Below are 25184 nucleotides of genomic sequence, written 5' to 3' on the forward strand. Positions count from 1 at the left end.
CAGTTATGCCTGGCGGCCATAGCGAGTTGGCACCACCTGATCCCATCCCGAACTCAGCAGTGAAACAGCTCAGCGCCGATGATAGTGTGGGAGTTCCCATGTGAAAGTAGGTCACTGCCAGGCTTTAATACAACAGAAAAGGCCATCCTCAACGAGGGTGGCCTTTTTTGTTGTCTAGAGTTTAGACCGTGACCTACTTGAACGAAGTGACATTTTTGCCGGGAGCAAAAATGGACTGCGAAGCTGCCCGAAGGGTGAGATGCAGGAAGCATCTCATCAAAGTAGGTCACCTTAGTTAAGAAGCGCTTATCTTGATTACTTAAGGATGGGCTTTTTTTATATCTGATAGTTTTGTAGTGCCCTTACTCGAACATGTGAACACCCCATGTGACAAAAACGCCGGGAGCGTTTTTGGACGACCGAAGGGTGGTCGCGCAGCGATTTGCCCCAAGGATGGGGCAAACAAAGTAGGTCACCTTTAACGTTGAACCAAGACTTACCTGGTTCACATTGAGGCCCGATATAACTACCAGCCAAAAACAATCCATAACCCATTAAAAAACCCTCAAACCCAACTATCTTCAACCCTCATCGATCAAAAACCGCTGCAAAAACCCATCCACCACATAGGGCTTTCTGCGTTCATCACAAAATGTGACTGACAGGGTATTATCAGAGACATAATAGATGACCTCCTGTTGACAATAGCGTCCGATGGCACAGGCTTCACTCCAGCCAGCATTCACTGCAAAACAGGGCAATCTTCGCTGATTATCAGTATTAATTTCTGTTAAAGCTTTGACCCAGAAAAAATGTTTCATCAGGTATGTTTCCAAATCCTGAGGGGCTGCGACTGGGTCGGTCGAGACTGAATTGGCAGGGGTGTCAGCAATAATGGCAAAGTGAATTGGCCAGTGGCTTATCTCACGTTCGCTGACAAATTGAGTATGGAAATAATAATCGGGTATTGAAGCTGACATGATGAGTTCCCGTGCGGATTCTAACCCTGTTTATAAAGCTGCTGATTTCTATCTGATGAACCTTGTTGTTGCTTGTTAAGCTAAGCACGACGGTGGTATAGAGTCAAAAAGAAACTATTTGTATCAAAATACTAGACGCCCCTATCCCTAGCTGCTATGCTTGCTCACAGTTTTTTCGAAAACCCCTCCCCGAAAGTACAGATCAGCGCCCATTACTGTGGCGTTTTCAAGGTTTTTCTATATCAAAAATCCCAATCCAGGTAATACATGAATCTGACAGAACTGAAAAAGCAGTCCGCTGCTGAATTGATGGATCTCGCCCTCTCCATGAACCTCGAGGGTCTGGCCAGAAACCGAAAACAAGAACTGATATTTGCCATCGTTAAAGCTCACTCTAAGCAGGGTGAAGACGTCGTTACCACCGGGGTGCTGGAGTTATTACCGGATGGGTTTGGTTTCCTGCGTTCACCTGAAGACTCTTATATCGCTGGCCCAGACGATGTCTATGTATCACCCAGCCAGATCCGTCGTTTTCATCTGCGTACCGGTGATACGATTAAAGGTAAAATCAGACCGCCCAAAGACAGTGAACGTTATTTCGCCCTGGTCAAAGTTGAAGAGATCAACTACGAAAAACCCGATAAGTCCCGCAACAAAGTCCCATTCGAAAACCTGACCCCACTGTTCCCCAACGAACGCTATTCACTGGAGCGCGGCAACGGCAGTACTGAAGATATCACCCCACGCCTGATAGATTTGGCCGCACCGATAGGTAAAGGTCAGCGTGGTCTGATCGTGGCTCCGCCAAAGTCGGGTAAAACTATGATTCTGCAATCACTGGCGCAGTCGATTGCAGCCAATTATCCGGATAGTGATCTGATCGTACTATTGATTGACGAACGTCCAGAAGAAGTTACCGAAATGGCGCGCTCGGTCAAAGGTGAAGTGGTTTCCAGTACTTTTGATGAACCCGCATCACGTCACGTCCAGGTAGCAGAAATGGTGATTGAGAAAGCCAAGCGTCTGGTCGAACACAAGCATGACGTCGTGATTCTGCTTGACTCCATCACCCGTTTGGCTCGTGCCTACAATACGGTGGCGCCATCATCAGGCAAGGTGCTGACTGGTGGTGTGGATGCCAATGCGCTGCAGCGGCCTAAACGTTTTTTTGGTGCGGCACGTAACATTGAAGAAGGCGGCAGTCTGACCATTATCGCGACCGCGCTGATCGAGACCGGTTCACGTATGGACGAAGTCATCTTCGAGGAGTTCAAGGGCACCGGTAATATGGAAGTCCTGCTTGAACGTAAACTGGCTGATCGCCGTATTTATCCTGCTATTAACGTGACCCGTTCCGGTACCCGTCGTGAAGAGCAATTGACCTCTGAAGATGATCTGCAGAAACTGTGGATCCTGAGAAAACTGATTTCTCAGATGGAACCGGTCGAGGCCATGGAATTCATGATGGATCGTCTCAAGTCTACCAAGACTAACGCCGAGTTCTTCGACATGATGAAACAGGGCTAAGATTGCACTGATTATGCAAGACACAATGCCGCCGGCCATCTTTATTATGGGGCCTACGGCAGCAGGTAAAACCGATCTGGCTCTGGCGGTTGCCAGGGCATTTCCTGTCGAAATCATCAGCGTCGATTCCGCACTGGTTTATCGTGGTATGGATATCGGGACAGCTAAACCCAGTGCCGATGTTCTGCAGCAATATCCTCATCACCTTGTTGATATTCTGGATCCCACAGAAGCCTACTCAGCTGGACGTTTCCGCGATGATGCCCGGGCATTAATGGCCGATATTACCGCCCGCGGCAAGGTGCCTTTATTAGTTGGTGGCACCATGCTTTATTTCAAAGCATTGCAGCAGGGACTGTCTGCTTTGCCGCCGGCTGATGCCGAAGTCAGAGCCAGACTGGATGCCATGGCCAGTGAGCACGGGCTGAATTATTTGCATCAACGTCTCAGTGAAGTCGATCCGGTCGCTGCGGCCCGCATTCATGTCAATGATCCCCAGCGCTTACAGCGGGCTCTGGAAGTTTATGAAATTAGCGGAAAGAGCCTCACTGAACTCACTGCACAAGGTGATGATGCATTGCCTTACCAGGTGACTAAAATCATTATCGCCCCGTTTGAGCGTGCTGTTTTGCATCAGAGAATTGCCCGGCGTTATCAGCAGATGGTGGCCGACGGGTTTATTGATGAGGTCAAAACCTTGTACCAGCGTGGTGACTGCCACCCGCAACTGCCGTCAATCCGTGCAGTTGGTTACCGTCAGGCCTGGTCGTACCTTGCCGGGGAGTATGACCACGAGACTTTCGTAGAAAAAGCCATTATCGCCACACGCCAGATGGCAAAAAGGCAGATCACCTGGCTTCGCGCTCAGGATGACGGTATCTGGTTTGATAGTGGAGCGGAGCTGCCGGAGACGGCGGTCAAGCAATATCTCACCGAACAGGTCCCAGAATTGCGTAATAATACTTGACGATTCCGCTGGGGCTTTTAGAATGAATGGTTGGCAGGCTTTTTTTAACAATAATAACAATGTGTGGAGCGAATGATGGCCAAAGCGCAGACTCTTCAAGACCCTTTCTTAAACGCATTACGTCGTGAAAATATTCCGGTTTCCATCTACCTGGTTAACGGCATCAAGCTGCAGGGACAAATCGACTCTTTTGACCAGTTTGTCATCCTGCTGAAAAACTCAGTCAACCAGATGGTTTATAAACATGCTATTTCCACTATCGTCCCTGCGCGCAACGTTAATTACAACCAGGAAGAATAGGAGCCTATTGATTGTTTGATCGTCCTGATAGTAAAGCGGCTTTTGACGATTCCTCGAATAAAGAAGCAGTTGTACTCGTTTATCTCAATTTCAATGACCCCAACTATGATGAATCTCTACAGGAGTTTCAGGAGCTGGTTGGGGGCACCGGTGCTAATATCGCAGCCATCATCCAGGGTAAAAGACACCGTCCTGATCCCAAGTTCTTTGCCGGTAGCGGCAAGGTTGATGAAGTCGCCGAGCAGGTGGCGGCAGCCCATGCGTCACTGGTGATTTTCAATCATGAACTGTCACCCAGCCAGGAACGTAACCTCGAGCAGCGGCTCAAGTGCCGTGTATTGGGCCGTACCGGTCTGATTCTGGATATTTTTGCCCGCCGCGCCCGCTCGCATGAAGGTAAACTTCAGGTGGAACTGGCCCAGCTCAAGCATATGTCCACCCGCCTGGTTCGGGGCTGGACTCACCTGGAAAGGCAAAAGGGCGGTATCGGTTTGCGTGGTCCTGGTGAAACCCAGCTCGAGACCGACCGGCGCTTATTGGGGCAGCGCATTAAAACGCTGAAGAAAAAGCTCGATAAAGTACGGTCACAACGTGATCAGGGCAGACGCTCCCGTCACCGTGGTGGCGTGCCGGTGGTATCGCTGGTCGGCTACACCAACGTGGGCAAATCCACCTTATTCAATAGAGTGACTTCGGCCGAAGTTTATGCCGATGACCGTTTGTTTGCGACACTGGATCCAACACTGCGCCGGATGAAGCTGCATGATACCGAAATGCTGATCATGGCTGACACGGTCGGATTTATCCGTCAGTTGCCCCATGATCTGGTGGAATCATTCAGCTCCACGCTGGAAGAAACCCGTGATGCCGCTTTGCTGGTGCATGTGGTGGATTGTGCCGCCAGTGATCGTGATGATCTGATGCATCACGTCAATGATGTGTTGCAGCAGATAGAAGCACACGAAGTGCCGCAACTCATCGTTTATAACAAAATCGATAAAGTCGAGCAGATGGCGCCGCGCATCGAGCGCAATGCCGATGGTGAAATCAGCCGGATATGGCTGTCAGCACAAACCGGTGAAGGTCTGGAACTGCTGCGTCAGGCGCTGCATGAATATTTTCCGCAACCTGAGCAGTCAGAGTATCTGAACTAGACAACGTGTTTTGGTTGCTAATAACAACCATCTCCGTAAAATAGTCGTTTTTAAATAATTATCTCTGTTTTCTCATCTTGGAGAGCTACATGGCTTGGAATGAACCCGGCAACGGTGGTAAAGACCCGTGGGGTAATCGTGGCAATGACGGGCCACCGGATTTGGACGAAGTTGTCCGTAATATGCAACAAAAACTGGGCGGCCTTTTCGGCGGCGGTAAAGGCGGCTCCGGCGGTAGCAACCGTTCCGGCCAGGGTAAATTTGGTCTGGGCCTGATTGCCGTTATCGCAGCCATTGTCTGGATGCTTTCCGGCATCTATATCGTCGAGGCGCCCGAACGCGGCGTGGTGCTGCGCTTTGGTCAGTATGCGACCACGACCATGCCTGGTCCACACTGGCACCTGCCTTATCCGATTGAAAAAGTCGAAGTCATCAACGTTGAAGAAATCCGTACAGTTGAAATTGGCTATCGCTCTACCGGTGTTGCCAACACTAACTCGATTCCTTCCGAGTCGCTGATGCTGACCAAAGACGAAAACATCATCGATCTGAAAATTGCAGCGCAATACCGGATTCAGGACGCAGCAGATTACCTATTCAACGTGCGTAATCCGGATATTATTCTGCGTCAGATGATGGAAAGCGCGGTGCGTGAAACTGTCGGCCGTTCCAACATGGACTTTGTGCTGACTGAAGGGCGTAGTGCGATCGCCAACAGCACCGAGCAACTGTTGCAAACCATGCTTGATGCACACGAAGCTGGTTTGCTGGTGACCAGTGTCAACATGCAGGACGTGCAGCCGCCGGAACAGGTGCAGGCAGCGTTTGCTGACGTGGTCAAAGCCCGTGAGGACGAAGTCCGTCAAATCAATCAGGCTGAAGCCTATTCTAACGACATTCTGCCCAAGGCCCGTGGTCGTGCGTTCCGTATTGTTCAGGAAGCCGAAGCCTACAAGAGCCAGGTGGTTGCCAAGGCCGAGGGTGACGCCAGCCGTTTTACTCAGGTCATGAGCGAGTACAATAAAGCCCCGGCGATCACCACTGAGCGTCTGTATCTGGATGCCATGGAATCAGTCTATTCGCGTAGTCAGAAAGTGATGGTGGATGTCGAAAACGGCGGCAGCAATGTTCTGTATCTGCCTCTCGATCGCCTGCGCAGTTCCGCCGGCAGTTCACCTTCCCGACTGGATCTCAATGAATTTAATTTCCCGTCTTCCAGTGGAAGCAGTAATTCATCATCAGGCAGCGCATCACAAAATGATGCCCGCAGCAGAGGAGGACGCTAAATGAGTTCACGTATGACGCTGATTCTGGTGCTGGTTGTGCTGGCACTGGTGACCTTAAGTTCTTCGCTTTTTGTGGTAGATGAACGGCAAAAAGTGGTCCTCTTGGCACTGGGTGAAATTGAACGTACAGATTTTGAACCCGGTCTGCATTTCAAAATGCCGTTTGTCAATAATGTGCGCAAGTTCGAAGCCCGTGAAATGGCACTCGATGCTCAGCCAGCACGTTACCTGACCGGTGAAAAGAAAAACGTGATTGTGGATTCTTTCATCGTCTGGCGCATTGAAGATGTGGGCACCTATTTCACCTCCATGGGGGGTGACGAAGAACGTGCCGCATTGCGTTTGTCGCAAATTATCAAAGATGGCCTGCGTGCCGAGTTTGGCCGCCGCACCATCCAGGAAGTCGTTTCCGGCGACCGGGTGACCATGGTCGAGGATATCCTCAAGCAGGCCAACCGCATTGCCGAAGGCTTTGGTATCGCCATTTCCAATGTGCGTATCAAGCGTATCGATCTGCCCTCCGAAGTCAGCTCCTCGGTCTATACCCGTATGGAAGCTGAGCGTGAGCGTGTGGCCAAAGAGCTGCGCTCACAGGGTGCCGAGGAAGCAGAAAAAATCCGTTCCGATGCCGATCGTCAACGCACGGTTATCCTTGCTGAAGCACAACGTGATGCCGAGGAAATTCGTGGTAATGGCGACGCCACCGCCACCGAAATCTACGCTGATGCTTTTGGTCAGAACGAAGACTTCTATTCACTCTACCGCCGCTTGAGCGCATATCAAAATGTCTTCCGTGGTGACGACATGCTGGTAATTGAGCCCACCGGGGACTTCTTCGACCGCTTCAGTGACTCGACCCTGTCTCCATTGCAGTGAGTCCGGAGCTGTTCCACAGTCTCTGGATAGCAACGGCTTTGATGCTCGTCATCGAGGGCATCATGCCGTTTTTGAGTCCGCAAACGTTTAAACGGGCTTTACTGCAAATGGCCGCGATGCCCGACAGGCAGGTTCGCCTGATCGGGCTTATCAGCATGATCGCAGGCCTGATTTTTTTGTACTGGATTAATTAACGCGACATGACTATCAAAGAGAGTTGGCTGCTGCCTGAGGGCATTGATGAGTTACTGCCACAGGAAGCCTCACAACTGGAATGCCTGCACCGTTCCCTGGTTGACCGCATGCGCAGCTGGGGCTATCAACTGGTGGTCCCGCCGCTGGTTGAATACCTGGACTCGTTGCTGACCGGCACGGCCAAAACCCTCGATATACAGACATTCAAGCTGACCGACCAGATGTCGGGCCGGATGCTCGGCATTCGGGCTGATATGACGCCGCAGGTAGCCCGTATTGCTGCGCATAAAATGCGTAATCAGGCCGAGATTCTGCGCCTGTGCTACATCGGCAGCGTCTTGCATACCTTGCCTCAAGGGCAGGGAACCTCACGCAATCCGATCCAACTGGGCGCCGAGATTTACGGTCACGCCGGCCCGGAAAGTGATGTGGAAAGCATCGAAATGATGGCGGATCTGCTCAATGTGACCGGAGCCGTGTCTGAAATCGCGCTGGATATCGGTCATGTCGGTATTTATCGCGGACTGGCCGAATACGCCGGCCTCACGTCGACGCAGGAAGAGGCCTTGTTCTCAGCGCTGCAGCGCAAAGCGGCGGCGGAGATTGACGCGCTGCTGGAGAGTTTTGAGCTGGCTGATGAGGCCCATCAGATGCTGCAGGCGCTGGCTGAACTTAATGGTGATCGCAGCGTGCTGGAACAGGCGCGTACCAAACTGGCCAAAGCGCCGGATTCAGTACAACAGGCCTTGGCAACACTCAATACAATCAGTGAGATGTTGTCTCAGCGTTTGCCTGAGTTAGTGATCAACCTGGATCTGGCAGAACTGCGAGGCTATCACTATCACACCGGTGTGGTATTCGCAGCCTATAAACCGGGCTCTGCGCAGTCTATCGCCGCCGGGGGCCGTTATGACGATATCGGCGAACACTTCGGCTACGCTCAGCCGGCTACCGGTTTCAGTCTGGATCTGAAAAAGATCGCCACTTTGCTGCCTGTCAGCGACCAGGCAGAGGCTGAAGTCATTGGCGTCGAATGGCATAACGATCCAGCCCTGCTGGATACTGTCGCCTCACTGCGTGATGCCGGCAAAGTCGTTATCTATCAAATGCCCGGCGCGGCAGTCACAACATCACATACATTGGTCAATCAAGCCGGTCACTGGCAAGTGACTGAAACAGGAACACAAACACGTGGCTAAAAATATTGTAGTAATTGGCTCCCAGTGGGGCGATGAGGGTAAAGGTAAACTGGTCGATCTGCTGACCGATAATGTGTCCGCAGTAGTGCGTTTTCAGGGCGGCCATAATGCCGGTCATACCCTGGTTATTGATGGCAAGAAAACGATTCTGCACCTGATCCCGTCGGGTATTCTGCGTGAAAATGTCCAGTGCCTGATCGGTAACGGTGTGGTGCTGTGCCCTGAAGCCTTGCTCAAGGAAATGACGGAGCTGGAAAACAATGGCGTGCCGGTTCGTGAGCGTCTCAAAATCAGCGCCGCCTGTCCCTTGATTCTGCCCTACCATATTGCCCTGGATCAGGCGCGGGAACTGCGTCGTGGTAAATCTGCGATCGGCACTACCGGCCGTGGTATCGGTCCGGCTTATGAAGACAAAGTCGGTCGCCGTGGTCTACGCGTTGGCGACTTGCTGGACGAAAAAGTCTTTGCTGAAAAACTCAGGGAAGTGATGGAGTTTCATAACTTCTCACTGGAAAACTACTACGGCGTCGAGCCGGTCAGTTATGACAAAGTGCTGAAAGACACGCTGGCGATGCGGGATATCCTGCTGCCTTTAATTGCCGATATTCCGGCCTTGCTGCAAGGCTATTACGAAGCCGGCGAAAACGTGATGTTCGAGGGCGCCCAGGGTGCACTGCTGGACATTGACCACGGCACTTACCCCTATGTGACTTCCTCCAACACCACTGCCGGCGGCAGTGCCACCGGTGCCGGTGTCGGTCCCTGTCATATCGACTATGTGCTGGGTATAACCAAAGCTTATGCGACACGCGTCGGTGCCGGGCCGTTTCCGTCAGAACTGTTTGACCACATCGGTCAGCATCTTGCGGAAAAGGGCATGGAAAAAGGGTCGACTACCGGCCGTGACCGCCGCTGCGGCTGGCTGGATATGGTGGCCTTGAACCGTGCCAGCTGGATCAACAGCATCACCGGCCTGTGTCTGACCAAGCTGGACGTACTGGATGGATTGGAAACCCTGCGCTTGTGCGTGGGCTATAAAAAAGCCGATGAGCCGGTTGATATTCTGCCGCTGAGCGCCGACGAGTTTGAAGGCTGTGAGCCGGTCTATATTGATATGCCGGGCTGGCAGGAGTCAACGCTGGGCGTGACCGAATATGAAGCGCTACCCGCCAATGCCCGGGCCTATATTGAAAAAGTGGAAAGCCTGGCCGGCGTGCCTATCGATATTATCTCCACCGGGCCTGATCGCTGCGAAACGATTGTTCGCCGCGACCTGTTCCAGGTCTAAATCAAAGCCCTCGCAAGAGGGCTTTTTTTATGTCTTTGTATCGGGGGAGACAGCTGCCATAATCGCCGAATAATCGGTATCATCCAGCCCCATCGCTAGGGTTTTATCCAGTAGTTTTTCAATGCCTTCGAGGGCACTGGTATCCAGCCCCAAGCCCTCGGCAACCGACAGGAACAGGCGGGTATCTTTGGCCAGATGCTTGGTGGGGAAGTTAGGGTTGCCAAAATCACGATCCAGCATACGGCTTAATTTTTTGTCGAAGGTGGGGGCATAGAGGGCACTGTCGCGAACAATTTTCATAAACTGTTCGGTTTCAATGCCTTCTTTTTCCACCAGGGCCAGGCTCAGTGAGAAGCTGGCTGTGAGCCCGGCAATCAACTGGTTCATCGCCAGTTTGACCGTGGCACCCTGACCGACCTCGCCGATATGTTGTGGTTCGCTGCCGATGATTTCCAGCAGCGGCAATGCTGTCTTGTAATCAGTTTCTCTGCCGCCCGCCATCAGGATAAGCTTGCCGCTGCGGGCCTCGGGCAGGCTGCCCAATACCGGACATTCCAGGTAACGGCCTTTCATGCTGTTCACCCGGCTGGCCAGTTCGCGTGATTCATCGGGGGCAATGGTGCCCATCTGCATGATCAGTGTGTCCTGGAAGGCAGCCGGAGCAATGCCATCAAATACCGTATGAATGGCCTCGGCATCACTGAGAAATAACAGGCAGAGGTTGCTTTGCTCCAGCACCTGCTGCGCAGACATGGCTACTTCAGCGCCCAGCGTGGCCAGTTCCCGGGTTTTTTCGGCGCTGCGGTTATAGATGATTAGCGACTGGTTTTCGGCCAGCAGATGCTGTGCCAGAGCCTGTCCCATCAGGCCTGTGCCGATTAATCCGATTTTCATGATTTATTAATCGATCCTCAAGCAGATAAAACAGTCACTATGCCATAGATAGCGGCGCCGTTGTGAGATAGAATAATGCCCATTTTACAGCAGACACAGGGGAAAACGGTGTACAAGAAAAACATGAGCATCGCAGGCTTCGACGAAGAAGTGTTCAATGCCATTGCAGCTGAAGATACGCGCCAGGAAGATCACATCGAACTGATTGCCTCGGAAAACTATACCAGTCCGCGGGTAATGGAAGCGCAGGGCTCATCTTTAACCAATAAGTACGCTGAAGGCTATCCGGGCAAACGCTATTATGGCGGCTGTGAGCATGTTGATACCGTTGAAGACATTGCCATTGCCCGTGCCAAACAACTGTTCGGTGCGGATTATGCCAATGTGCAACCGCACTCGGGCTCACAGGCTAACGCTGCTGTCTACCTGGCTTTGCTGCAGCCCGGCGACACTATCCTGGGCATGAGCCTGGCCCACGGTGGTCACCTGACACACGGTGCCAAGGTTAGCGCATCCGGCAAAATCTATAACTCCGTGTCCTACGGCATCAACACCGAATCTGGTGAGATTGATTATGAGGAAGTCGCGGCGCTGGCTAAAGAGCATCAGCCTAAAATGGTGGTGGCCGGTTTCTCTGCTTATTCGCGTGTGATTGACTGGCAGAAATTCCGTGAGATCGCCGATTCTGTCGGTGCCTATCTGCTGGTCGATATGGCGCATATCGCCGGTCTGGTGGCTTCTGGTCAGTATCCTAACCCGGTACAGATTGCCGATGTCACCACTACAACCACCCACAAAACCCTGCGCGGTCCGCGCGGTGGCCTGATTCTGGCGAAATCCAACCCGGACATCGAGAAGAAACTCAACTCTGCCGTATTCCCCGGCTTCCAGGGCGGCCCGCTGATGCATGTGATTGCCGCCAAAGCGGTGGCGTTCAAAGAAGCCATGCTGCCAGAGTTCAAAACCTATCAAGAGCAGGTCGTTAAGAACGCCCGTGTCATGGCCGAAGTGTTTATGAGCCGCGGTTATGATGTGGTTTCCAAAGGCACCGATGACCACCTGTTTCTGGTCAGCTTTATCGAAGCCGGCCTCACCGGTAAGGAAGTCGATGCCTGGTTGGGCGCTGCCAACATCACCGTCAACAAGAACGCGGTGCCCAATGATCCGCAGTCGCCGTTTGTGACTTCAGGTATTCGCGTCGGTACGCCGGCCGTGACCACACGTGGTTTCAAAGAAAATGAATGCCGCGACCTGGCCAACTGGATGTGTGATGTCATTGATGCCAAAGGCAGCGAAGATGTCATTAAGGAAGTGAAAGCCAAGGCCATTGCGGTTTGCCAACGTCTGCCGGTCTATTCCTGAGTTAAGGGCTGACGATGCGTTGTCCGTTTTGTGGTGCTGATGACTCCAAGGTGGTTGACTCACGGCTGACAGCGGAAGGCGATGCCATCCGCCGTCGGCGCATGTGCGTTGAGTGCAGTGAGCGTTTTACCACTTATGAAACGGCCGAACTCAGCCTGCCACGGCTGGTCAAACGCGATCGTTCACGTGAGCTGTTTGATGAAAACAAACTGCGTGCCGGTATTATGCGGGCGCTGGAAAAACGCCCGGTTAGTATTGATGATGTTGATACGGCGGTCAAAGCGATCACACGTCGTCTATGGGCCAGCGGTGATCGTGAAATCGACAGCCGCCTAGTGGGTGACTGGGTCATGGATGCCCTGCGTGAGCTGGATGAAGTGGCCTATGTGCGCTTTGCCTCGGTATACCGCAGCTTTCAGGATATTGATGCCTTCCGTGAAGAAATCGAGCGTATGAAAAGCCAGTCAGATAACGGGGATAACGAAGGCTGACAGGCTGAAAGGCCTGATTATCAGGCATAATAAGATTTGCCCCGGGTTCAGCAAGAGATGGTCATGTCGACACCTGAACAATATATGGCGCGAGCCATTCAACTGGCCGAACGTGGCCTTTACACCACCGACCCCAATCCGCGGGTGGGCTGTGTACTGGTCAAAAATGATCAAATCATCGCAGAAGGCTGGCATATGCGAGCCGGTGAAGGCCATGCCGAGGTCAATGCGCTGCATCAGGCAGGCCGCGAAGCGGCCGGCGCCGACTGTTATGTCACGCTTGAACCCTGCAGCCATTTCGGCCGAACACCGCCCTGTGTCGATGCCCTCATCAATGCCCGGGTTAAACGGGTTTTTATCGCCATGAGCGACCCCAATCCGATTGTTTCCGGTGCTGGTATCAAACGCCTGCAGGATGCCGGCATTGAGGTGCACAGCGATATCCTGGCCTCGCAATCGGAGAAACTGAACCCCGGTTTCTGCCAGCTTATGCGCATAGGCAGGCCCTATGTCCGCAGTAAGCTGGCGATGAGTCTGGATGGCCGTACCGCCATGGCATCGGGTGAAAGTAAATGGATCACCGGCCCCGAGGCCCGCACCGATGTACAGAAATTGCGGGCCCGCAGTAGTGCGATCCTGACCGGTATCGGCACGGTGTTGGCAGATGACCCGATGCTGAATGTCAGGCCCGGGCAGGGCGATAAAGGCTGGTATCCGTCACAGCAAAAAGTGCGTCAGCCTTTACGCGTCATCGTTGATGGCCAGATGCGAATTCCTGAAGATGCCAGATTGTTGCAGCAGGACAGGGTTTTGCTGGCGACAGCGGTCGATAAAGCTGCGCCGGGTGGCATAGACAGCGTGGTCCTGCCGGGAGAAGGGGACATCATCGACTTGAATGCATTAATGGCGGTGCTGGCTCAGCGAGAAGTCAACGAAGTCATGGTCGAAGCCGGCGGTGTACTCAACGGTGCGCTGTTGCAGGCCCGGTTGATTGATGAGCTGGTCATCTACATGGCACCCAAGCTGATGGGCGATATGGCGCGCGGCGTGTTTCATTTGCCGGGCATGGACACCATGGCGCAGAACATTTCTCTCAACATCACTGATATGCGTGCCATTGGCCGCGACTGGCGTATTACTGCCAAACCCGAATATAACGAAGCCTTTTAAATGAAGGATAGCTAAGCATGTTTACCGGAATTATTGCCGCTGTAGGCAAAGTGAATGCGGTTGAGCCCAGTGGCGGCGATTTACGACTTAAAGTCGATGCCGGGTCGCTGGACCTGTCTGATGTGAAACTGGGGGACAGTATTGCCACCAACGGGGTTTGTCTGACCGTGGTAGAGATTCATGGTAGCCAACTGAGCTTTGATGTATCCCGGGAGAGCCTGGATCGCACCAGCCTGGGACAGGCCAAGCCGGGCTCCAGTGTCAACCTGGAAAAAGCCATGGCAGTGGGTGACCGGCTGGGAGGCCACATTGTCAGCGGCCACGTGGATGGCCTGGGCAAGGTGACATTGCTTGAGCCTTCAGCACGCTCGGTCAAGTTTCGTTTTGAAGTGCCGGCTGAACTTGAACGTTATATTGCTGAAAAAGGCTCGATTTGCATTGATGGCACCAGTCTAACCGTGAACCAGGTCGGTCCCGGCTGGTTTGAGGTGAATATCATTCCGCACACGATGGAGTGGACGATCATCAGCGATTATCAGACCGGCACCGTGGTCAACCTTGAAGTGGACCTGATAGCCCGCTACCTGGAGCGCTTGTTGCCGGGCCAGACCGACCACGGTATTAGTCGTGACACTCTCGCCAAACACGGATTTATCTGATTATGCAGTTGAACACGACCGCTCAAATTATCGACGATCTCAAACAGGGCAAGATGGTCATCATCATGGATGACGAGGATCGTGAAAACGAAGGTGATCTGATCATGGCGGCGGAGAAGGTGACGCCGGAAGCCATCAACTTTATGGCCCGCTTCGGCCGTGGCCTGATTTGCCTGACACTGACAGAAGAGCGTTGCCGCGAATTGCGTCTGCCTTTGATGGTGTCGGATAACCAGACGCCATACTCCACCAACTTCACCGTGTCGATTGAAGCTGCCAAGGGCGTGACCACGGGCATTTCCGCAGCTGACCGCGCGCTGACCGTTCAGGTCGCCGTTGATCCTCAGTCCAGGCCTGATGACCTGGTTCAACCCGGTCATGTATTTCCGCTCAAGGCCCAGCCGGGTGGCGTGCTGACTCGGGCAGGGCATACTGAGGCCGGTTGTGACTTGGCGCAAATGGCCGGTTTCTCAGCCAGTGGCGTGATTGTCGAAATCCTGAATGACGACGGCAGTATGGCCAGAAGGCCGGACCTGGAAAAATTCGCCCAGACGCATGATCTGAAGATCGGCACCATTGCTGATCTCATCAGCTACCGGCTGGAAAACGAAATGACAGTCAAGCAACTGTCGCAATGTGATTTCCCTACCGATTATGGTGATTTCCGCCTGCACAGTTACCAGGATACCGTGAACAGTCAGGTGCATCTGGCACTGGTTTACGGTGATGTTGAGCCGGATCAGGAAACCCTGGTGCGGGTGCATATGGCCGATCCCCTGGGTGACTTGCTGGGTTCGGTTCGTGATCCCAGTCACTGGCCGATTCCGGAAGTGATGCAGAAAATCCAGCAGGCCGGCAAGGGCGTGTTGGTCGTACTGCGACAGCCGGAGCAGAACAAACAACTGGCGGCCAAGATCGCCCGCTACCAGCAGGAAGATGAAGCGGAAACGCCGCCACCGGGCACCGGGGGCTGGGATTTACGCACCTTCGGTGTCGGCGCCCAGATCCTGGCTGATCTCGGCGTTAAAAAAATGCGGGTGATCGGTACTCCTACCAAGCTGACCGGTGTGTCTGGCTTTGGACTGGAACTCACCGGTTACCTGGAGGCCGACCAGTTTTGAGCGACGCTCGACGTATCGTGATTGTGGCCGGCGAAGCCTCGGGCGATGCCCATGCCGGCAGGATGATTGCGGCGCTCAAATCAAAGCGGCCTGAGATTGCCGTATCAGGCATCGGCGGTGATGCTTTGCGCCAGGCCGGCGCAGAGATTTTTACCGATTTTCGCGAGCTGGCGGTGATGGGCCTGGTGGAAGTGCTCAAACGCTACCGCGCGATCAAAGCCATATTCAATGATCTGGTCGAACGCCTAAGCAGGGATAAACCGGACTTACTGATCCTGGTAGACTATCCCGGCTTTAACCTCAAGCTGGCCAAACAGGCCCATAAACTGGGTATACCGGTGTTGTATTACATCAGCCCCAAGGTCTGGGCCTGGCGTCCCGGTCGCATAAAGACAATTCGGCGCTACGTGGATCATATGGCGGCCCTGTTCCCGTTCGAGCAAAGCCTGTATCAGGATGCCGCTGTGCCAGTCACTTGTGTCGGTCACCCGCTGGTCGATGCGGTTAAATCTGACCTGACGCCAGAGCAAGCAAAAACGCAGTTTGGTTTGGATCCGCAGCATCGCGTTTTGGGTTTGTTTCCGGGCAGCCGTCGCAGTGAGGTGGAAAACCTGTTGCCGATCATGTTGCAGGCGGCAGAAAAAATTCAGCAGCGCCATTTCGACCTGGAAGTGGTGTTACCCTTGGCACCGGGTCTTGATACTGATTTGATTGAGCCATTACTGAAACAATCCAGCGCGAGGGTGCAGGTAATCTCGGCTGACTTTTATGATGTCGTGCGCAGTTGCGATGCGATTGTCGCGGCCTCGGGCACAGTCACATTGGAAATTGCTTTGATGGGCGTGCCGCACCTGATTACCTACCGGGTGGCCCCCATGAGTTACCGCATTCTCAAGCGTCTGGTCAAAATTCCCTATGTCGGGCTGTGCAATATCGTCACTGGTGACAATATCGTGACCGAACTGCTGCAGGATGAAGTTACGGTAGAGAACCTTGACCGCGAGCTAACCCTGTTGCTAACACAGCCCGAGGCACAAAGCCGGGCACAAATGATCCGCCAGCAGGTGCTGGCCGCTCTGGGACCATCCGGTGGTGCTGATAATGCGGCTGATGTGGTGTTGACCATGCTGGATAACGCTGATGACTGACAGTCTGCTGGTCGCCGGAGTCGATGAAGTCGGGCGCGGTCCACTGGCGGGGCCGGTGGTGACTGCGGCGGTCATTTTGGATCCGGATAAACCTATTGAAGGCCTGGCTGACTCAAAAAAGCTCACTGAAAAGCGTCGTGAAAAACTGGTGCCTTTGATTATGGAAAAAGCGCTGGCTTTTGCTATCGGCCGCGCCGAGCCGCTTGAAATCGATCAGCTTAATATTCTGCAGGCGACCTTGCTGGCGATGAAACGGGCAGTGGAAGGGCTGAGCCAGGCACCGGGACATGTGCTGGTGGATGGTATCCATGCGCCAGCCTTGAACTGCACAGTCACCACCGTTATCAAGGGCGATCAGTCTGAGCCCGCGATTGCGGCGGCTTCAATACTGGCCAAGGTCACGCGTGACCGGGAAATGCTGGAAATGGATGCGCTTTATCCCGGCTATGGGTTTGCTCAACATAAAGGCTATCCCACCAAGCAGCATCAGCAGGCTTTAATTGAACTCGGGCCGACAGACATTCACCGGCGCTCTTTCAGCCCGGTGCAGATGAGTCTGCTTTAGGCTGAAATCTCATGGTATTATTCACAGCTTATGCTGTCTCTTAATAAACTCATCAACAAACTGGTCAAAGGCAAGAAAGCCCAGCCTGACGTTCAGTCCGGCGAGCCGGTCATCGTGCCACGCAGTGAACACACCATCTCACGCAAGCAAATCAGTCAAAATGCCCTGAATGTCCTATACACGCTCAAGGATGCTGGCTATGAAGCCTACCTGGTGGGCGGCTGTGTGCGTGACCTGTTACTGGGCCATGAGCCCAAGGATTTTGATGTCGCAACAAATGCGCTGCCCGAGCAGGTCGACAAGCTGTTTCGCCGCAGCCGCCTGATTGGCCGCCGTTTCAAACTGGTTCATGTGCGTTTTGGTCGGGATGTGATTGAAGTCGCGACTTTCCGCGCGCCGCCCGAGGCCAGCAACCATGTTGATGATCAGGGCCGCATCATGCAGGACAATGTTTACGGCACGCTGGAGCAGGATGCCTGGCGCCGTGACTTCACTGTTAACGCGCTTTATTACAATATTCGTGACTTTTCCATTGTCGACTACACCAGCGGTATTGATGATCTCAACGCGGGGCTTATCCGGCTGATCGGTGATGTGGAGACCCGCTACCGCGAAGACCCGGTACGCATGCTGCGCGCTTTACGTTTTGTCGCCAAGCTGGGCCTGAAGTTGGATGACGACACTGAAGCCGGCATTTTCAACCATGCCGGCCTGCTGGCAGATATTCCGCCAGCGCGTTTGTTTGACGAGACGCTCAAGCTTTATCTCACCGGTAATGCGGCTGTTACCCATGAACTGTTATGTCATTACCACCTGTTTGATGAAATGTATCCGCAGACAGCGGCTTTGTTGCATCAGGAACAGGACGGTTATCCGCGCACCTTGCTGATGAAAGCGCTGGAAAATACCGATCGGCGCATTGATGCCAATAAACCGGTGACCCCGGCCTTTTTGTTTGCAGCGCTATTGTGGGAACCGGTCAGGCAGCGGGCGCAACTGCTGATGGAAAACGGCATGCCCGAGATTCCAGCGATGCAGCGTGCGTCTTCAGAGGTGATAGGCGATCAGATCCAGCGTGTGTCTTTGCCCAAACGTTTCAGTCTGGTCACCCGCGATATCTGGAATATGCAGCCGCGTCTGACTAAACGTCAGGGCAAGCGCGCATTCAAGTCTTTGCTACACCCCAAATTCCGTGCTGCTTATGACTTTCTGGCTTTACGCAGCGAAGCGGGTGAGCCGCTGGAAGAACTGGTCGACTGGTGGACCCGCTTCCAGGATGTGTCGGCGACAGAACAACAGACCATGGTGAACAGCCTCGGTGATGGCGGGGGCGGTGGGGGTAACCGCAAACCGCGCCGGCGCCGGCGCCGCAGGAAACCGGCGGCCCGGCAACAGAATAAGGGTGAGTAATGCAGGTCTATATCGGTCTGGGTAGTAATCTGGCTGATCCAGAGCAGCAAATCCTGTCAGCAATTGAAGACATTGCCGCAATAAAAGAGACCACGCTGTTGCAACAGTCGTCTCTGTATTCCAGCCCGCCCATGGGCCCGCAGGATCAGCCTGACTATATCAATGCCGTCGTCTGTATCGATACGACCTTGTCTGCCCACAAACTGCTGGATGCCCTGCAAAAGATTGAACAACAGCATGGCCGCATCCGTAAACGTCACTGGGGCGAACGTACACTGGATCTGGACATCCTGCTGTTTGCTGATAAGGTCATTGAAGACGAACGGCTGAGCGTACCGCATCCAGGCATGGCAAGCAGGGCCTTTGTGCTGTTTCCGCTGGCCGAAATTGCACCCGAAATAAGCATTCCCGGCATGGGCGAACTGAGTGTCTTGCTTGAGCAATGCCCGCGGGAAGGTCTGAAACAACTGGATAAGCAATAAACATGAAGCAATCGCTGCCACATCAATACATTGTTGTCGAAGGCCCAATCGGTGTCGGCAAGACCCATTTGGTTAAGCGCCTGGCCGAAAGTTTTGGCGGAACCGAACTGATGGAGCAGCCGGAACACAATCCGTTTCTGGAAAAGTTTTATCTCTATCCCAAACAGTCGGCCCTGCCCACCCAGCTCAGCTTTCTTATGCAACGGGTCAAACTCAGCAAAACCCTGAACCAGGATGACCTGTTCAATGACTTGCACATCGCCGACTTCATGGTGGAAAAAGACAAATTGTTTGCCCAGATTTCGCTGGATGACGATGAGTTGGCTTTGTACAACATGGTCTATGACAACCTGACCCTGCATCATCGCAGCCCTGATCTGGTGATCTACCTGCAAGCGTCGCTGCCGGTACTGAAGTCCCGCATTGCCCAGCGTGGTATTGGCTATGAACAGCATATCGAGGAAGGCTATCTGAAGCGTCTGGCAGATACCTATGCCGACTTTTTTCATTACTATGATGCATCACCGCTGTTAATCGTGAATGCCGAGCAGATTGATCTGGTCAACAGCGAGCAGGATTATCAGCAGTTATTAGAGCAAATCTGCACCATCCAGAGCGGACGTCATTACTACAATCCGCTGCCGGTAAAAGAGAAGAAATAATATGATCCGTCTTAGCCTGACTGCCCTGCGAAAAATGAAAAAAGCGCAGGAGAAAATTGCCGTTTTAACCGCCTATGACGCCAGTTTCAGCCATGCGCTGGAGCAGGCTGGGGTGGAAGTCATCCTGGTGGGAGATTCCCTGGGTATGGTAATTCAGGGCCAGGAAAGCACTTTGCCGGTGACCGTGGATGACATGATTTATCACACAGCTAACGTCGTGCGCGGTAGTGATAAACCATTTGTTATTGCTGATATGCCGTTTATGAGCTTTGCCAATTCCGATCAGGCAATTGCCAACGCAGCGCGGCTGATGGCTGAGGGCGGCGCGCAAATGGTTAAGCTGGAAGGCGGTGCGGTGATCGCCGATACTGTCGAGCAGCTTACCGCACGGGGTATTCCAGTCTGCGCCCATCTGGGCCTGCTGCCACAGTCTGTGCACCGGTTGGGCGGCTATATTGTTCAGGGGCGTGAACAACAGGCTGCCGAAGAACTGCTGGTCGATGCGCGCAAGCTGGAACAGGCCGGGGCCGATATGCTGGTGCTGGAATGTGTGCCTGCCACGCTGGCAGCCAAAGTCACTGACGATTTGTCGATCCCGGTGATTGGCATCGGTGCCGGTCAGGACTGCGACGGTCAGGTTCTGGTGCTTTACGATATGCTGGGTTTGACGCCGGGTAAACGGCCACGTTTCAGCCATGACTTCCTGGCTGATACCGGTTCGATTCAGGCAGCGCTGAGCCAGTATGTAGAGGATGTCAAAAGCGGCCGTTTTCCCACTGTCGATCAGCAATTCTAATGCAGGTCGTAGATAACCTCGTGGCCCTGCGTACGCGGATTAAAAATTGGCGGGCCGACAATGAAGTGATTGCTTTTGTGCCTACCATGGGCAATCTGCACCAGGGGCATCTCTCATTGGTCAAAAAAGCAGCCGAGCTGGCTGACCGCGTGGTTGTCAGTATTTTCGTCAACCCACTGCAGTTTAACGATAAGCAGGATCTGGACAATTATCCGCGGACTTTAAACGATGATATCAAGCAGCTCAGTGAACTGCGCTGTGATCTGGTGTTTACCCCGGATGACAGCATTATGTACCCGCGGGGTATGAGCAATCAGACCAGCGTGCATGTACCTGGCATGGATGACAAACTCTGTGGGCTGGGGCGGCCGGGCCATTTCGATGGTGTGGCCACGGTCGTGACCAAATTACTGAATATGGTTCAGACCGATATCGCCGTATTCGGTGAAAAGGATTACCAGCAACTGCTGTTGATCCGGCAACTGGTTCAGGATCTGAACCTGCCGATGGATATTATCGGCGCACCAACCTGCCGTGAGCAGGATGGTCTGGCCATGAGTTCACGTAATCAGCGCTTGACTGAGAGCGAGCGAGAAAAGGCACCGTTGCTGTATCAGCAACTGCAGGCAGTGAAAACAGCATTGCTTGAAAACCGGCAGGGGCTTGACGCCGCGCTGGCAGATGCGCAGAGTCAACTTAGCGAGGCGGGATTTGAGACCGAATATCTTGAAGTCCGCCGCGCTGATAATCTGCAACCGCTGCAAAGCGGTGAGACAACCACAGCCCGTATTCTGGTCGCGGCCAGGCTTGGGTCAGTCAGACTGATAGATAATATTCTGTGTGACCTTGCCTGAGCTTCCCTAACAAGGGATAATATTGGGCTAACTTACAAGATTTGTCCGCTATGCAACTGACACTGTTAAAAGCAAAATTACATCGTGCCTGTGTGACCCATTCCGAGCTGGAATACGAGGGTTCCTGCGCGATTGACGGTAAATTGCTGGAAGCTGCAGGTATTCACGAATACGAGCAAATCCAGATTTACAACGTCGCCAATGGCGAGCGTTTTACCACTTACGCTATCCGCGCTGAAGATGGCTCCAATATCATCTCAGTCAACGGCGCCGCCGCACACAAAGCCTCACCGGGTGATCGCATTATTATCTGTGCTTATGTCAGCATGGATGCCAAGGAAGTCGAGCAGCATAAACCGACTTTGGTTTATCTCGACGAGAACAACGACATCACTCATATGCGTCACTCAATTCCGGTACAGGCTGCCTGATTGAGCTAACTGAGTTTGTTCACCGAACTTGTGATGATAAAAGCGACTGTATTTCAGTCGCTTTTTTCGTTTTAATATCGTCACACTGGCGATAGCTTCACATCAATGTGGCAGTTCAGTGACTGGCAGGAGAAGCCTGCGTGATTGTCAGCGATGAAAGTCACGCCGTCATCAAACCGTCATCAAATCCTCATCAAGCTGTCACAGCATCACTCTATGCTTGCCGAAGTCAGGCAAGTTTAGAGATAAAAGATGCTCAATATTGAACAGGCAGTTCAGCAGAAATTTCCCCGTTTCCAACATACCCGTCCCTGGATTAAAAAGCCGACGTTAGGCTTTCTCCGCAGAATCACCCATGAGCAGGAAGTCAATCTGTTTCTGGAACAGCATCAGGACTTGCACGGCTTTGATTTTATCGACCAGGTGCTGGATTATTTCAATTTCAGCTACAGCATCAGCCATCGTGATCGCAGTAATATCCCGGCCACGGGCCGCGTGGTGATTGTCGCCAATCATCCACTGGGTGCACTTGATGGTCTGTCATTACTCAAGCTGGTGGGCGAAGTCCGTCGTGATGTCAGAATTGTCGCCAACGATATGCTGATGAACTGCCAGGCGCTGGAGTCACTGTTTCTGCCGGTGGATAACTTGTCCAAATCCACCCGAAAAAGCAGTATCTCGCGCATCGTCGACAGCTTGAATAATGATGAAGCCGTGATTGTATTCCCGGCCGGTGAAGTCTCGCGCTTTCGGCCTAATGGCATTCGTGACGGTAAATGGAACAGCGGTTTTCTGAACTTTGCCAAAAAGTCCAATGCGCCAATCCTGCCGATTTATGTCGGCGCCCGAAATTCGTCCTTATTTTACAGCGCTTCCATGGTTTACAAGCCGCTGTCGGGCATGATGCTGGCCCATGAAATGTTCAACAAGACCTCTAAGAACATCACCATGCGCGTGGGCGAGGCGATACCCTATCAGCAGATTAATGATCTGCCGCTGGTCAAGGCGGAAAAAGCCAAGCTGCTGCGTCGCCATCTCTACCGTATGGCCAAGGGTAAAAAGCCCTTGTTCAAGACTGAACAGACCATTGCGCACCCGCAGGAACGCCGCATTATCAAACGTGAGTTGCAGCAGGCGGAACTGCTGGGTGAAACCGCGGATAATAAAAAAATCTACCTGTTTGATTACCAGCCGGACTCCGCAGTCATGCACGAAATTGGCCGCCTGCGTGAACTCACCTTTCGTCAGGTGGGCGAGGGGACTGGCAAGAAACGCGATCTGGATCGCTATGATCGTGATTACCGCCACCTGATTTTATGGGATGAGCAGGAACTGGAAATTGCCGGTGCCTACCGTCTGGGCGAAGTCTCCCGCATCCAGGCACAACTGGGTAGTCGTGGAATTTATAGTGAAGAGCTGTTTGATTATGACCGGATCAAGATGCAGCGCTATTTTGATCAGGGCATTGAACTGGGACGAAGTTTTGTCAGCCCCAGGTACTGGGGGCGGCGCAGCCTGGATTATCTCTGGTATGGCATTGGTGCCTATCTCAAACGCTATCCTGAAATACGCTATCTGTTCGGCCCGGTCAGTCTGACCAACAGTTATCCGGACTTTGCCAAGGGGCTGATTGTCAGCTACTACCGCCATTATTTCGGCGACCAGGACAGGCTGGCCAATGCCCGCGTACCATACTTACTGGATGACAGCATGCAGGATCGGGTCTGGCAGACTTTAAGCGGTGAAGATGCTGATGAAGACTTTACCCTGATGCGTGAGCAACTGATGCATATGAATGTCACTGTACCTACGCTCTATAAGCAGTACGCCGATATCTGCGAAAGAGGCGGAGCCCGTTTCCTCGACTTTAATGTTGATGCAGACTTCGGTCATTGTATAGACGGACTGGTGATGATCGACTTACAACAACTCAAAGCAGCTAAGCGTAAACGCTATCTCGGTGATTAAGAGCTGACGCTATCTGTCGCGGCCATGGCAGTTTTTGTATTTTTTACCACTGCCGCAGAAGCAGGGATCATTGCGCCCCAGCTTAACCGGCGGCAGAAACAGCCCGTCATGATAGAACCAGCGTCCGGCTTCGCGTGTAAAGCGGGAACGTTCATGTAACTGACCCACCGGGTCATCCTGGTAAAACGCCACAAACTCAACCTCGGCCAGATTATTGGCCTGCTTGTGATCGATAATTTTGAGTCCCAGCCACTGCGTACTGGATACTGACTCCTGCAGTGCCTCACGCTCACCATGATGACGCTTGGAAGGGTGGAGCGTGTCCAGCAGATAATCGACCAGCCCCAGTTTGAAAGCGCTGAAACGCGAACGCATCAGGTTTTCGGCATTGTCTGCATGACGCTTTTGTTGGTGCAGCGGCTGACAGCATTCGGTATAAAGCAGCTCGCTATTGCACGGACATAGAGATGATTCACTCATAGTGCTCCTGAGCCAGTTGCATCAGATCGGGATGCTGAAACTGATATCCCAACCGTTGTTTTACTTTTTTGTTAGTGACGATCTTATACGCAGGCGGGGCAGGATCGGCAAGCGCCGGGAAATCTGTGCCCGCCAGTTCGCTGGCATAGCGATAAAATTCGCGTTTGGGGGGATGGCTGTCGCTGCAGCCGTTGAACACCTCACCCCAGCAATCCTGCTCGATGATGGCCATGATAATGCCGATACAGTCATCAAAGTGGATCAGATTAATCGGGGCATCAACTTGTTTAATGGTTTTACCACCACGGAAAAAACGGCCCGGATGACGCCCTGGTCCTACCAGGCCACTGAAGCGCACCACCGTTGTCTGAAACGCAGGGCACTGGCGAAATAACTGCTCAATCTCAAACAGGGGACTGTCGGGGTTTTCTGCGCCTTCATCCTCGCTGACTTCACGGTTAAGGTTCTGGTAGACGGAGCTGGAACTGACAAATAACACTTGCTGCAAAGAGCTGTTTTCGATGTCCCGAATCAGTCTGGCAAAGCCTTCCTTATTCTTACTGGTGATATTGATAATAAGGGTATCGGCGTCAAGGAATGCGCCATCGATGGGCTGATGTTTATCAATATCAACAAGGTAGCTGTCAAAACCCGACTCTCGCAGCAGCGCCAGTTTATCCGGGCTGCGGGTCGACAGTTTCAGCTGATTGCCTGCTTGTGTCAGGGTGGAAGCCAGCGCTTTGCCCAGCCAGCCACTGCCTAAAATACTGATCCTCTTGATAACACACCTTCCTTTTCAAACGGCGCCATTCTAACGCATACAGTCTAAATAGATAGCCCCTGAGTCATCGCGTGTTTAATGCTGTCTTAAAGCGCAATTGACGATAGAATAAAACCATTATGAGTGCCCCCGAATTAC

At 53.0% G+C, this 25184-nt stretch carries 27 protein-coding genes and 1 rRNA gene; 24 read left to right on the forward strand and 4 right to left on the reverse strand.

Annotation, left to right across the window (positions count from 1 at the left end):
* Window positions 1-8 precede the first annotated feature (8 nt).
* Window positions 9-123: ribosomal RNA gene (gene rrf / locus Q0X64_RS05975) — 5S ribosomal RNA — on the forward strand.
* 458 nt (window positions 124-581) lie between these two features.
* Here the strand turns inward: rrf and Q0X64_RS05980 are convergent.
* Entirely contained in the window at window positions 582-980 is a 399-nt protein-coding gene (locus Q0X64_RS05980) for a hypothetical protein (protein ID WP_297809904.1), read from the reverse strand.
* A 267-nt stretch (window positions 981-1247) separates the two neighbouring features.
* Between Q0X64_RS05980 and rho the strand changes: the two genes are divergently transcribed.
* From rho to Q0X64_RS06025, 9 genes are all read left to right on the forward strand, one after another.
* Entirely contained in the window at window positions 1248-2507 is a 1260-nt protein-coding gene (gene rho, locus Q0X64_RS05985) for a transcription termination factor Rho (RefSeq protein ID WP_297809907.1), read from the forward strand.
* 13 nt (window positions 2508-2520) lie between these two features.
* Window positions 2521-3474, forward strand: a complete 954-nt coding sequence (miaA, locus tag Q0X64_RS05990; protein WP_297809909.1) for a tRNA (adenosine(37)-N6)-dimethylallyltransferase MiaA — start codon at window positions 2521-2523, stop codon at window positions 3472-3474.
* A 75-nt stretch (window positions 3475-3549) separates the two neighbouring features.
* Window positions 3550-3774 (forward strand): RNA chaperone Hfq, encoded by a 225-nt coding sequence (gene hfq, locus Q0X64_RS05995; RefSeq protein ID WP_297809912.1) that lies wholly within the window; start codon window positions 3550-3552, stop codon window positions 3772-3774.
* An 11-nt stretch (window positions 3775-3785) separates the two neighbouring features.
* Window positions 3786-4928 (forward strand): ribosome rescue GTPase HflX, encoded by a 1143-nt coding sequence (gene hflX, locus Q0X64_RS06000; RefSeq protein ID WP_297809915.1) that lies wholly within the window; start codon window positions 3786-3788, stop codon window positions 4926-4928.
* Window positions 4929-5017: 89 nt separating this feature from the next.
* Window positions 5018-6214: an FtsH protease activity modulator HflK gene (gene hflK / locus Q0X64_RS06005; protein ID WP_297809918.1), complete on the forward strand. Its 1197-nt coding sequence runs from the start codon at window positions 5018-5020 to the stop codon at window positions 6212-6214.
* Window positions 6215-7090, forward strand: coding sequence for a protease modulator HflC (gene hflC / locus Q0X64_RS06010; protein WP_297809922.1), 876 nt, complete (start codon window positions 6215-6217; stop codon window positions 7088-7090).
* Window positions 7087-7284 (forward strand): DUF2065 domain-containing protein, encoded by a 198-nt coding sequence (locus Q0X64_RS06015; protein ID WP_297809925.1) that lies wholly within the window; start codon window positions 7087-7089, stop codon window positions 7282-7284. Before hflC ends, Q0X64_RS06015 begins: the two co-directional genes overlap by 4 nt.
* 6 nt (window positions 7285-7290) lie before the next feature.
* Window positions 7291-8484, forward strand: a complete 1194-nt coding sequence (locus Q0X64_RS06020; RefSeq protein ID WP_297809928.1) for an ATP phosphoribosyltransferase regulatory subunit — start codon at window positions 7291-7293, stop codon at window positions 8482-8484.
* On the forward strand, window positions 8477-9772 hold the full coding sequence (locus tag Q0X64_RS06025) for an adenylosuccinate synthase (protein WP_297809931.1): 1296 nt from the start codon (window positions 8477-8479) through the stop codon (window positions 9770-9772). The genes Q0X64_RS06020 and Q0X64_RS06025 overlap by 8 nt, the downstream gene beginning before the upstream one ends.
* Before the next feature lie 27 nt (window positions 9773-9799).
* Here Q0X64_RS06025 and Q0X64_RS06030 read toward each other — a convergent pair whose 3' ends face one another.
* The gene (locus Q0X64_RS06030; protein WP_297809934.1) at window positions 9800-10666 is read right to left on the reverse strand and encodes an NAD(P)-dependent oxidoreductase; all 867 of its coding nucleotides are present in this window, start codon (window positions 10664-10666) and stop codon (window positions 9800-9802) included.
* Between the two features lie 108 nt (window positions 10667-10774).
* Between Q0X64_RS06030 and glyA the strand changes: the two genes are divergently transcribed.
* From glyA to Q0X64_RS06100, 14 genes are all read left to right on the forward strand, one after another.
* A complete protein-coding gene (gene glyA, locus Q0X64_RS06035) occupies window positions 10775-12028 on the forward strand; it encodes a serine hydroxymethyltransferase (protein ID WP_297812129.1) in 1254 nt (417 codons plus the stop codon).
* Window positions 12029-12042: 14 nt separating this feature from the next.
* Entirely contained in the window at window positions 12043-12519 is a 477-nt protein-coding gene (nrdR, locus tag Q0X64_RS06040; protein WP_297809936.1) for a transcriptional regulator NrdR, read from the forward strand.
* Between the two features lie 63 nt (window positions 12520-12582).
* On the forward strand, window positions 12583-13689 hold the full coding sequence (gene ribD / locus Q0X64_RS06045) for a bifunctional diaminohydroxyphosphoribosylaminopyrimidine deaminase/5-amino-6-(5-phosphoribosylamino)uracil reductase RibD (RefSeq protein ID WP_297809939.1): 1107 nt from the start codon (window positions 12583-12585) through the stop codon (window positions 13687-13689).
* 17 nt (window positions 13690-13706) lie between these two features.
* Window positions 13707-14348: a riboflavin synthase gene (locus tag Q0X64_RS06050; protein WP_297809942.1), complete on the forward strand. Its 642-nt coding sequence runs from the start codon at window positions 13707-13709 to the stop codon at window positions 14346-14348.
* Window positions 14349-14350: 2 nt separating this feature from the next.
* The gene (gene ribBA / locus Q0X64_RS06055; RefSeq protein WP_297809945.1) at window positions 14351-15469 is read left to right on the forward strand and encodes a bifunctional 3,4-dihydroxy-2-butanone-4-phosphate synthase/GTP cyclohydrolase II; all 1119 of its coding nucleotides are present in this window, start codon (window positions 14351-14353) and stop codon (window positions 15467-15469) included.
* Window positions 15466-16617 carry a lipid-A-disaccharide synthase gene (gene lpxB / locus Q0X64_RS06060; protein ID WP_297809948.1) on the forward strand — a complete coding sequence of 384 codons (1152 nt, stop codon included), beginning with the start codon at window positions 15466-15468 and terminating at the stop codon, window positions 16615-16617. Before ribBA ends, lpxB begins: the two co-directional genes overlap by 4 nt.
* Window positions 16610-17182 carry a ribonuclease HII gene (gene rnhB / locus Q0X64_RS06065; protein WP_297809950.1) on the forward strand — a complete coding sequence of 191 codons (573 nt, stop codon included), beginning with the start codon at window positions 16610-16612 and terminating at the stop codon, window positions 17180-17182. The genes lpxB and rnhB overlap by 8 nt, the downstream gene beginning before the upstream one ends.
* 30 nt (window positions 17183-17212) lie before the next feature.
* A complete protein-coding gene (gene pcnB, locus Q0X64_RS06070) occupies window positions 17213-18592 on the forward strand; it encodes a polynucleotide adenylyltransferase PcnB (RefSeq protein ID WP_297809952.1) in 1380 nt (459 codons plus the stop codon).
* Window positions 18592-19074, forward strand: a complete 483-nt coding sequence (gene folK / locus Q0X64_RS06075) for a 2-amino-4-hydroxy-6-hydroxymethyldihydropteridine diphosphokinase (protein ID WP_297809955.1) — start codon at window positions 18592-18594, stop codon at window positions 19072-19074. The genes pcnB and folK overlap by 1 nt, the downstream gene beginning before the upstream one ends.
* Window positions 19075-19076: 2 nt before the next feature.
* Window positions 19077-19736, forward strand: coding sequence for a deoxynucleoside kinase (locus Q0X64_RS06080; protein ID WP_297809958.1), 660 nt, complete (start codon window positions 19077-19079; stop codon window positions 19734-19736).
* Between the two features lies 1 nt (window position 19737).
* Window positions 19738-20532: a 3-methyl-2-oxobutanoate hydroxymethyltransferase gene (panB, locus tag Q0X64_RS06085; RefSeq protein WP_297809961.1), complete on the forward strand. Its 795-nt coding sequence runs from the start codon at window positions 19738-19740 to the stop codon at window positions 20530-20532.
* Window positions 20532-21386 (forward strand): pantoate--beta-alanine ligase, encoded by an 855-nt coding sequence (gene panC, locus Q0X64_RS06090; RefSeq protein WP_297809964.1) that lies wholly within the window; start codon window positions 20532-20534, stop codon window positions 21384-21386. The genes panB and panC overlap by 1 nt, the downstream gene beginning before the upstream one ends.
* 50 nt (window positions 21387-21436) lie before the next feature.
* Window positions 21437-21817: an aspartate 1-decarboxylase gene (panD, locus tag Q0X64_RS06095; protein ID WP_297809967.1), complete on the forward strand. Its 381-nt coding sequence runs from the start codon at window positions 21437-21439 to the stop codon at window positions 21815-21817.
* 252 nt (window positions 21818-22069) lie between these two features.
* Window positions 22070-23785, forward strand: coding sequence for a lysophospholipid acyltransferase family protein (locus Q0X64_RS06100; protein ID WP_297809970.1), 1716 nt, complete (start codon window positions 22070-22072; stop codon window positions 23783-23785).
* Between the two features lie 9 nt (window positions 23786-23794).
* On the opposite strand, the gene Q0X64_RS06105 is transcribed toward Q0X64_RS06100, so the two are convergent.
* Entirely contained in the window at window positions 23795-24265 is a 471-nt protein-coding gene (locus Q0X64_RS06105; protein ID WP_297809973.1) for a YchJ family protein, read from the reverse strand.
* Window positions 24258-25046, reverse strand: coding sequence for an NAD(P)H-binding protein (locus tag Q0X64_RS06110; RefSeq protein WP_366517507.1), 789 nt, complete (start codon window positions 25044-25046; stop codon window positions 24258-24260). Before Q0X64_RS06110 ends, Q0X64_RS06105 begins: the two co-directional genes overlap by 8 nt.
* Window positions 25047-25184: the final 138 nt, after the last annotated feature.

The organism is uncultured Methylophaga sp. (assembly GCF_947259025.1).
Classification (GTDB): Bacteria; Pseudomonadota; Gammaproteobacteria; order Nitrosococcales; family Methylophagaceae; genus Methylophaga.